8 protein-coding genes and 1 pseudogene are annotated in these 9,349 nt (G+C 67.1%); 8 read left to right on the forward strand and 1 reads right to left on the reverse strand.

The window, feature by feature from the left end; genetic code table 11:
* Positions 1 to 343 (reverse strand): PaaI family thioesterase (locus ACRDTL_RS02135; RefSeq protein ID WP_431505079.1); only part of this gene is annotated, 343 nt, incomplete at its 3' end.
* A gap of 273 nt (positions 344 to 616) precedes the next feature.
* On the opposite strand from ACRDTL_RS02135, the gene ACRDTL_RS02140 reads away from it, so the two are divergent.
* From ACRDTL_RS02140 to ACRDTL_RS02175, 8 genes and pseudogenes are all read left to right on the forward strand, one after another.
* A complete protein-coding gene (locus ACRDTL_RS02140) occupies positions 617 to 1,033 on the forward strand; it encodes a BlaI/MecI/CopY family transcriptional regulator (protein WP_431505080.1) in 417 nt (138 codons plus the stop codon).
* 14 nt (positions 1,034 to 1,047) lie between these two features.
* Positions 1,048 to 1,998 (forward strand): M56 family metallopeptidase, encoded by a 951-nt coding sequence (locus tag ACRDTL_RS02145; RefSeq protein WP_431505081.1) that lies wholly within the window; start codon positions 1,048 to 1,050, stop codon positions 1,996 to 1,998.
* A gap of 100 nt (positions 1,999 to 2,098) precedes the next feature.
* A complete protein-coding gene (gndA, locus tag ACRDTL_RS02150; protein WP_431505082.1) occupies positions 2,099 to 3,556 on the forward strand; it encodes an NADP-dependent phosphogluconate dehydrogenase in 1,458 nt (485 codons plus the stop codon).
* A gap of 17 nt (positions 3,557 to 3,573) precedes the next feature.
* Complete coding sequence (locus ACRDTL_RS02155) at positions 3,574 to 5,010, forward strand: GuaB1 family IMP dehydrogenase-related protein (RefSeq protein ID WP_431505083.1); 1,437 nt, start codon at positions 3,574 to 3,576, stop codon at positions 5,008 to 5,010.
* Positions 5,011 to 5,110: 100 nt separating this feature from the next.
* A complete protein-coding gene (locus ACRDTL_RS02160) occupies positions 5,111 to 6,478 on the forward strand; it encodes a hemolysin family protein (protein WP_431505084.1) in 1,368 nt (455 codons plus the stop codon).
* The gene (locus ACRDTL_RS02165; RefSeq protein ID WP_431505085.1) at positions 6,475 to 7,539 is read left to right on the forward strand and encodes a hemolysin family protein; all 1,065 of its coding nucleotides are present in this window, start codon (positions 6,475 to 6,477) and stop codon (positions 7,537 to 7,539) included. The genes ACRDTL_RS02160 and ACRDTL_RS02165 overlap by 4 nt, the downstream gene beginning before the upstream one ends.
* Positions 7,520 to 8,404: a 3-methyladenine DNA glycosylase gene (locus ACRDTL_RS02170; protein ID WP_431505086.1), complete on the forward strand. Its 885-nt coding sequence runs from the start codon at positions 7,520 to 7,522 to the stop codon at positions 8,402 to 8,404. Before ACRDTL_RS02165 ends, ACRDTL_RS02170 begins: the two co-directional genes overlap by 20 nt.
* Positions 8,401 to 9,349 (forward strand): annotated as a pseudogene (locus ACRDTL_RS02175) (malate synthase G); the annotation flags it as partial. The gene ACRDTL_RS02170 and the pseudogene ACRDTL_RS02175, both read left to right, overlap by 4 nt.

The following is a 9,349-nucleotide window of genomic DNA, read 5'->3' on the forward strand; positions in this document are numbered from 1 at the left end:
CCTGCCACAGCTGCTGAAGCCGTCCGCGGTGTACCGGTTCGGCGATGCCGTACACCATGCCGGTGCTGATGGCCCGCAAGAAGTCTGTGTTGTTGTTGACACCGACGACGTTGCCGCCGCCGTTGGCCGCCAACCAGGTATAGGCGGCCACGCTGGCCATGCTCTCGATGATCGAGCAATACACGCCGCCGTGCACGATACCCATGGGCTGCAACAGTTTTGGTGTAACCTCAAGCTGCGCCCGGGCCCCGTCCGGGCTCAGTTCGGTGAATATCAATCCGAGCTCGTTGTCAAACGCGGCGCCGAAATCCGACGGGACGACGGACCCTGGCAGTGGTTGCACGTGTTCGTGTCTACACCATCCGGTGGTGACCTGCCGCTCCCCCTGCGACACGGGCGAGCCCGTGCACCAGGCACGGGGCTCGCCGATCGAGTTGACCGGGGGTCACTGCAGCCCTCAGGACTCCGCCGCGGTCATTTCATCGCTCGATGCACATCAGCATAGGCAAGGCTGCCCTAAATTCGCAAGGGTCTGCAAGCGTGCCTCCACAGTCGGGTACGACGGCCGGTAGTAAGCCGGGGTACGCTGTCGTCATCGCACAGGAGATGAACGAACATGCCTAAGCTGACGCGTCTGGGGGATCTGGAGCGTGCGGTGATGGACCACTTGTGGTCCGCGCCCGAACCGCAAACCGTCCGCCAGGTGCACGACGCCTTGTCGGCGCGGCGTGACCTGGCCTATACGACGGTGATGACCGTCCTGCAGCGGTTGGCCAAAAAGAACCTGGCGTCCCAAATCCGGGACGACCGCGCGCATCGCTACACACCCGTGCATGGCCGCGACGAGCTGGTCGCCGGGCTGATGGTCGATGCGCTCGACCAGGCCGCCGATTCCGGCAGCCGACAGGCTGCGCTGGTGCATTTCGTCGAACGTGTCGGCGTCGACGAGGCAGAAGCGCTGCGGCGGGCATTGGCCGAATTGGAGTCCGGCCATCTCAAAAACCCAACCGCTGGCGATCAAGCCGAGGACTGAGGGACACTGGCAGCGTGTCAGCGCTGGCCTTCACCATCGTCGCGGTGCTGCTGGTCGGTCCGATACCGGCCCTGCTGGCGCGAGCGACCTGGCCGCTGCGCGCGCCACGTGCCGTCGTGGTGCTCTGGCAGGCCATCGCGGTGGCCGCGGTGCTTTCGGCCTTCAGCGCCGGCATCTCGATCGCCAGCCGGTTGCTGATGCCGGGTCCCGACGGGCGGCCAACGGCCAGCATCGTCGGTGACGTCGGACGGCTCGGCTGGCCCTTGTGGATTCTGTATGTCAGCGTCTTCGCGCTCACCGTCCTGGTTGGAGCACGTCTGGCGGTCGCCGTGCTGCGGGTGGCCATTGCCACTCGGCGGCGCCGGGCCCGCCACCGCATGCTCGTCGATCTGATTGGTGTCGGACACGACGGGGTGCCCGCACGAGCCGGTGCTCGAGCCCGGCACCTCCGCATCCTCGAAGTGGCTCAACCGCTTGCCTATTGTCTGCCGGGTGTGCGCAGCCGGGTGGTGGTTAGCGAGGGCGCACTGACCAGCCTCGCCGACGCGGAAGTTGCGGCGATCCTATGCCACGAACGTGCGCACCTGCGGGCTCGTCACGACCTTGTTCTGGAAGCGTTCACCGCTGTGCGGGCCGCCTTTCCCCGATTTGTCCGCAGCACCACCGCGTTGAACTCCGTGCAGCTGTTGATCGAGCTGCTGGCCGACGACGCCGCGGTGCGCGTGGCCGGCCGGACTCCCCTGGCCCGGGCGTTGGTGACCTGCGCGTCGGGTCGAACTCCGTTGGGCGCGTTGGCCGCCGGCGGTCCCAGCACCGTGTTGCGGGTGCGCCGGCTATCCGGGCGGGGCAACAGCCGGCTGTTGGCGGCCGGCGCTTACCTGGCCGCGGCGGCGGTGCTGGTGGTGCCGACCGTCGCGCTGGCCGTACCCTGGCTGACCGAGCTGCACCGGTTGCTTACCGCCTGACAGCCGCTGGGTCGAGCACTTTTGCGAATGCCCGAATCCTGCTGTGCCACAGTGTTCGATAAGGCTTGGACAACGCACCTGAATTTGAGAGGCGAAATACATGAGCTCGTCGGAATCGAACGAAGCTGGCGACGCCGCGCAGATCGGTGTCACCGGCTTGGCTGTGATGGGTTCCAACATTGCCCGCAACTTCGCCCGGCACGGCTACACCGTGGCGCTGCACAACCGCACGGTCGCCAAGACCGACGCGCTGCTGGCCGAACACGGCTCCGACGGCAATTTCGTGCGCAGTGAAACCATCCCGGAGTTTCTCGCCGCGCTCGAGAAGCCGCGACGGGTATTGATCATGGTCAAGGCGGGCAACCCCACCGACGCCGTCATCAGCGAGCTCGCCGACGCCATGGAAGAAGGCGACATCATCATTGACGGCGGCAACGCGCTTTACACCGACACCATCCGCCGCGAGAAGGCCATGGCCGAACGCGGCCTGCACTTCGTCGGGGCCGGCATCTCCGGCGGCGAAGAAGGCGCGCTCAACGGGCCGTCGATCATGCCGGGCGGGCCCGCCGAGTCGTACAAGTCGCTGGGCCCGTTGCTGGAGGAGATCTCCGCGCATGTCGACGGCGTGCCGTGCTGCACCCACATCGGCCCGGACGGGTCGGGGCATTTCGTCAAAATGGTGCACAACGGCATCGAGTACTCCGATATGCAGCTCATCGGCGAGGCCTACCAGCTGCTGCGCGACGGGCTGGGCCTGACCGCACCGCAGATCGCCGACATCTTCACCGAGTGGAATCGCGGCGACCTGGACAGCTACCTCGTCGAGATCACCGCCGAGGTGCTGCGCCAGGTGGATGCCAGAACCGGTAAACCGCTGGTCGACGTCGTTCTCGACGAGGCCGAACAAAAAGGTACCGGTCGCTGGACCGTCAAATCCGCTCTGGACCTCGGTGTGCCCGTGACCGGGATTGCCGAGGCGGTGTTCGCCCGCGCGCTGTCCGGATCGGTCGAGCAGCGCAAAGCCGCCGTCGGCCTGGCGTCGGGCCGGCTCGGTGACCGCCCGGCCGACCCGGACACCTTCACCGAGGACGTCCGCGGGGCGCTGTACGCCTCGAAGATCGTCGCGTACTCGCAGGGCTTCAACCAGATTCAGGCCGGCAGCGCCGAGTACGGCTGGAACATCACCCCCGGCGACCTGGCGACCATCTGGCGGGGTGGCTGCATCATCCGGGCGAAATTCCTCAACCGCATCAAGGAAGCTTTCGACACCGACCCCAACCTGGCCAGCCTGGTCGTCGCACCGTATTTCCGCAGCGCCGTCGAGTCGGCGATCGACAGCTGGCGCCGCGTGGTGTCCACCGCGACCCGGCTGGGTATCCCGATCCCGGGCTTCGCCTCGGCGCTGTCGTACTACGACGCACTGCGCACCGAACGGCTGCCCGCGGCGCTCACCCAGGCTCAGCGCGACTTCTTCGGCGCGCACACTTATGGCCGGATCGACGAGCCGGGCAAGTTCCACACGCGGTGGAGTGGCGACCGCAGCGAAGTACCCGGATAGGAGATACTGCGACACCGATGAGGTTTTCAGGCGGGCACCGGCCCGGGTACGACTTGACCTACGACGACGTGTTCATCGTGCCGAACCGCTCGGACGTGGCGTCACGTTTCGACGTCGACCTGTGCACCTACGACGGCTCCGGCACCACCATCCCGGTGGTGGTGGCCAACATGACCGCGGTTGCCGGGCGCCGGATGGCCGAGACGGTGGCACGCCGGGGCGGCATCGTGGTACTGCCGCAGGACCTTCCGATCGCCGCGGTGCAGCAGACGGTGAACTTCGTCAAAAGCCGCGACCTGGTCGTCGACACCCCGGTGATGCTGTCGCCCGACGATTCGGTGTCCGACGCGCTGGCGTTGATCCACAAGCGGGCACACGGCGCGGCGGTGGTGGTCGCCGAAGGCCGTCCGATCGGCTTGGTCACCGAATCATGCTGCGAGGGGGTGGACCGGTTCACCCGGGTGCGGAACGTCGCGTTCCCCGACTTCGTCAGCGCCCCGACCGGCACCGAGCCGCGCGCGGTGTTCGATTTGCTCGAACACGCCCCGGTCGATGTCGCGGTGCTGACCGGCGCCGACGGCACGTTGGCCGGCGTGCTGACCCGTACCGGAGCGATCCGCGCCGGCGTCTACACCCCGGCAACCGATCCCGCGGGCCGGCTGCGGATCGGCGCGGCGGTCGGTATCACCGGTGATGTGGCCGCCAAGGCGCAGGCCCTGGTCGAGGCCGGAGCCGACGTACTGGTGATTGACACCGCGCACGGACATCAGGTCCGGGCGCTGGAAGCGATCAAGACGGTGGCGTCGCTGGATCTGGGCGTGCCGTTGGCCGGCGGCAATGTGGTATCGGCGGAGGGCACTCGGGATCTGCTCGGCGCCGGGGCGACCATCGTCAAGGTCGGGGTCGGCCCCGGCGCGATGTGCACCACTCGGATGATGACCGGCGTGGGACGGCCACAATTCTCCGCTGTACTCGAATGTGCCTCAGCGGCAAGGCAACTCGATGGATACGTGTGGGCCGACGGCGGGGTGCGCCATCCTCGTGACGTGGCACTGGCGCTGGCGGCCGGAGCGTCCAACGTGATGATCGGGTCGTGGTTCGCCGGTACCTACGAGTCTCCCGGTGACCTGATGCGGGACCGTGACGATCAGCCGTACAAGGAGAGCTACGGGATGGCGTCCAAGCGGGCGGTGGTAGCCCGCACCGCGGACGACGGCGCGTTCGAGCGCACCCGCAAGGCGTTGTTCGAGGAGGGGATTTCCACCGCGCGGATGGGGCTGGACCCCGACCGCGGTGGCGTCGAGGACCTGATCGACCACATCACCTCCGGGGTGCGCAGCACCTGCACCTACGTCGGCGCGTCGACGCTGGCCGAGTTGCACGAGCGCGCGGTGGTCGGTGTGCAGTCCGCGGCGGGCTACGCTGAGGGCCATCCGTTGCCATTCGGCTGGTGACGGCCATGGCTATCATGACGAGCAGACGTAAAAGCGCCCAAAATGCTCGGTTTTCGGGTACATTTGCGTCTGCTCGCGGTGCCCGACAGCAAAGCCGCCGATGAACCACCTTGTCGTCACCTTGCTCAGCCTGCTGGCCATCGTGGTGCTCACCGCGGGCACCGCGCTGTTCGTCGCGGCCGAGTTTTCGCTGACCACCCTCGAGCGCAGCACCGTGGAGGCCAACGCCCGCCCCGGCACCCGCCGCGACCACTACATCCGGCGCGCTCACCACACCCTGTCGTTCCAACTCTCCGGTGCGCAGTTGGGTATCTCGATCACCACGCTGGTTACCGGTTACCTCACCGAACCGCTCGTCGCCGAGCTGCCGCACCCGGCGATGAGTGCGCTCGGAGTCCCCCACCCGATCGCCGACGGAATCGTCGCGGTCGTGGCCGTCGCGGTCGTCACCTCGCTGTCGATGGTGTTCGGTGAGCTGGTCCCCAAGTACCTTGCCGTGGCCCGACCGCTGGCCACGGCGCGCGCCGTCGTCGGTGTGCAACTGTTGTTCTCACTGGCGATGACCCCGGTGATCCGGCTGACCAACGGCACGGCGAACTGGATTTTGCGGAAGCTGGGGATCGAGCCGGCCCAGGAGCTGCGGTCGGCCCGCTCGCCACAGGAACTGGTGTCGCTGGTGCGTAATTCCGCGCGCAGCGGTTCACTGGATCCCGCCACCGCCGCGCTGGTGCGCCGATCACTGCAGTTCGGTACGTTGACGGCCGAAGAGTTGATGACTCCCCGGTCGAAAATCGTTGTGTTGCAACGAGACAACACCGTTGCGGACCTGGTGGCGACCGCCACCGGGACTGGGTTTTCCCGGTTTCCGGTCGTCGACGGCGACCTCGATCAGACCGTCGGTATCGTGCACATCAAGCAAGTCTTCGAGGTGCCGCCCGGCGAACGGGCGCGCACCCGGCTCACCGCGGTCGCCCAGCCGGCCGCCGTGGTGCCGTCGACCCTCGACGGCGATGCGGTAATGAGCCGGCTCCGCGCCAACGGCTTGCAAACCGCGCTGGTTGTCGACGAATACGGCGGCACCGCCGGCATGGTAACCACCGAGGACTTGATCGAAGAAATCGTCGGCGATGTCCGTGACGAACACGACAGCGCCACCCCGAACGTGGTGGCTGCCGATAACGGGTGGCGGGTATCGGGGCTGTTGCGCATTGACCAAGTGGCCGCCGTAACCGGTTACCGCGCTCCTGAGGGTGAATACGAGACGATCGCCGGTCTGGTGCTTCGAGAACTCGGACACATTCCGGTGGCCGGCGAATCGGTCGATCTGACCGCGGTCGAGTCCAGCGGACTATTCGTCGCCTCGCCGGCCTGGCAGGCCAGGGTGGTGCGAATGGACGGCCGGCGCATCGACCTGCTCGAGCTGACGAAGCTGCGGCCCCGGACCGACTCCGGCAGGGCCCGCCGATGACCGACCTGCTGGCAGTACTGGCCACCATCGGTTTGGTGGCCGCCAATGCCTTCTTTGTGGGTGCGGAGTTCTCGCTGATCTCGGTGCGCCGCGACCGCCTGGAAGCGCGGGCCGAGCAAGGCCGGGCAAGCGCGGTCACCGTTATCCGGGCGGGTGAGCGGCTGCCCTTGATGTTCGCCGGTGCACAGTTCGGGATCACCGTGGCGTCGATCCTGCTCGGGCGGATCGGCGAGCCCGCAGTCGCCGATCTGCTGCGGACACCGTTCAAGATGTTCGGGATCTCGCATGCGCTGCTGGACACGGTGTCATTCGTGGTCGCGCTGGCGATCGTGGTGACCTTGCACGTGTTGCTCGGCGAGATGGTGCCGAAGAACATCGCGCTCGCCGGTCCGGAGCGGGCCGCGATGCTGCTGGTTCCGCCCTACCTGGTGTATGTGCGGGCCGCCCGCCCCTTCATCGCGTTCTACAACTGGTGTGCCACCGGGGTTTTGCGGTTGTGCCGGGTGCCGCTTCGCGACGAGCTCGACGTCACTGTCTCGACCGTCGAGTTGTCCGAGATGATCGCCGAATCGGTATCGGAAGGCCTGCTGGACCATGAGGAGCACACCCGGTTGACCCGGGCGCTGCAGATTCGCAACCGGATGGTCGCCGACGTCGCCATGCCGGCCGCCGCGATCTGCGCGGTGCCGGTGGCCGCGGCCGGCCGCGGACCGATGGTCGCGGCCGTCGAACAGGCACTGGCCGATACCGGTTACTCCCGGTTTCCGGTGACCGACGTCGATGGGCGGTTCATCGGCTACCTGCACATCAAGGACGTGCTGTCGCTCGGCCTCTCAGAACAGCAAGATCCGCAGGCTGTGGTCGACCTGGCGGCAGTGCGCCCGCTGCCGGAGTTCCCCGCGTCGATGCCGCTGCCCGAGGCCTTGTCGCGGATGCGCCACCGCAACAGCCACCTGGCGCTGGTCACCGGTGACGACGGCGGCGTCGTCGCGATGGTGGCGCTGGAGGATCTGGTGCAGGACCTCTTCGGCGCGGTGCGTGATGAGACGCAGCGTGTGTGAGGACCACTCGTGCGCGGAGTCGACGAATTACGTGGTGCCGGCCGCGGAGTGGATGCGTGAGCGGGACGCACACCGGGCGCGGATCCTGGCGGTGATCGACTTTCTGTTCACCTACTACGCCCACCGTCCCGGCCAGCTGCTGCGTTGGCACCCCGGCTTCGGGATCGTGCTCGCGGGCGCCGACGAATACGCCACCTATCGGGGCTTTGCCCACTGCGGGCACGGCATCACCGCGGATCCCGCGTTTCTCGATCGACGCCGCGACACGATCGAGCACATCGCCGGGCTGCTGCAGGCAACGGCCGGTCGCCCCGCGCAGCTGTCCTGCTTCGGGCTGCACGAATGGGCGATGGTGTACCGCAGCGGCGATGTCCGGCACTCGCGAGTCCCGTTGCGCCTTGGCCGTGACGGCACCGAGGAAGTCGTCGAAGCGTTGGCGCTGCGCTGCACCCACTACGACGCATACCGGTCAACTCAGCTCGACCGCGAGCAACCCGGTTGTCTTCATGCAGCGATGGATCTCTACAAGTTCTGCTCCAAAATGGAGCCGCTCATCGAATCGGGACTCATCGCGTCTTGCTTCGAACTGGCCCACCGTGCACGAGAACTCGACATGCGGGCCAGCCCTTACGATCTTTCGGAATTCGGCTACTCGCCGATCCGTATCGAAACACCGCCCGGCCGAGCCGAATACGTCCGGATGCAAACGGTGATTGCCGGTAACGCCGCCGAGCTGCGTGCCGGCCTGCTGCGCCGCTGTCAGGCATTACTGAATCGCCGTGCAGGTGCTGCGGGTCGCCAATTACGGGTAGGCGGGATACCGGCCGGTAAGCTGAGCTCATTGCCAACCAGGGAGGAACGATGACGGACCGCGTGTCGGTGGGGAACCTGCGCGTCGCCAGAGTGCTGTATGACTTCATCAACACCGAGGCTCTGCCCGGCACCGACCTCGACCCGGACAGCTTCTGGGCCGGCGTCGACAAGGTGGTCACCGACCTGACCCCCCAGAACCAGGGTCTGCTGGCGCGCCGTGACGAGCTGCAGGCCCAGATCGACAAATGGCACCGTCATCGCGTCATCGATCCGCACGACCCCGAGGCCTACCGCCGGTTCCTCACCGACATCGGCTACCTGGTCCCCGAACCCGACGACTTCACGATCACCACATCGGGTGTCGACCCGGAGATCACCACGACAGCCGGCCCGCAGTTGGTGGTCCCGGTCACCAACGCGCGGTTTGCGCTGAACGCCGCCAACGCCCGCTGGGGCTCGCTCTACGACGCGCTGTACGGCACCGACACGATCCCGGAAAGCGATGGCGCCGAACCAGGCACCGGCTACAACCCGGTGCGCGGCGACAAGGTGATCGCCTACGCCCGAAAGTTCCTCGACGAGTCGGTGCCGTTGTCATCGGGGTCGTACGCCGACGCCACCGGCTTCGCCGTCGACGACGGTCGGTTGCTGGTCACCCTGCGCGGAGACGAGTTGTCCCGAGGATTGGCCAACCCCGGCCAGTTCGCCGGCCACACGGGCGAGCCCGGGTCGCCGACGTCGGTGTTGTTGCGCAACCACGGGCTGCACATCGAGATCCTGATCGACCCGGATTCGCCGATCGGCAAGACCGACGCCGCCGGCATCAAGGACGTCGTGCTCGAGTCGGCGGTCACCACGATCATCGACTTCGAGGATGCCGTGTCCGCCGTCGACGCCGAGGACAAGGTCGGCGCCTACCGCAACTGGCTGGGCCTGAACAAGGGCGACCTGGCCGCTGAGGTGGACAAGGACGGCAAGACGTTCACCCGGGTGCTGA

This window comes from Mycobacterium sp., assembly GCF_050700595.1.
Classification (GTDB): domain Bacteria; phylum Actinomycetota; class Actinomycetes; order Mycobacteriales; family Mycobacteriaceae; genus Mycobacterium.

Excerpts from the sequence above, each read along its gene's own strand:
- ACRDTL_RS02140 (WP_431505080.1), top strand. The coding sequence starts at position 617 with ATGCCTAAGCTGACGCGTCTGGGGGATCTGGAGCGTGCGGTGATGGAC.
- gndA (WP_431505082.1), top strand. The coding sequence starts at position 2,099 with ATGAGCTCGTCGGAATCGAACGAAGCTGGCGACGCCGCGCAGATCGGT.
- ACRDTL_RS02155 (WP_431505083.1), top strand. The coding sequence starts at position 3,574 with ATGAGGTTTTCAGGCGGGCACCGGCCCGGGTACGACTTGACCTACGAC.
- ACRDTL_RS02160 (WP_431505084.1), top strand. The coding sequence starts at position 5,111 with ATGAACCACCTTGTCGTCACCTTGCTCAGCCTGCTGGCCATCGTGGTG.
- ACRDTL_RS02165 (WP_431505085.1), top strand. The coding sequence starts at position 6,475 with ATGACCGACCTGCTGGCAGTACTGGCCACCATCGGTTTGGTGGCCGCC.
- ACRDTL_RS02170 (WP_431505086.1), top strand. The coding sequence starts at position 7,520 with ATGAGACGCAGCGTGTGTGAGGACCACTCGTGCGCGGAGTCGACGAAT.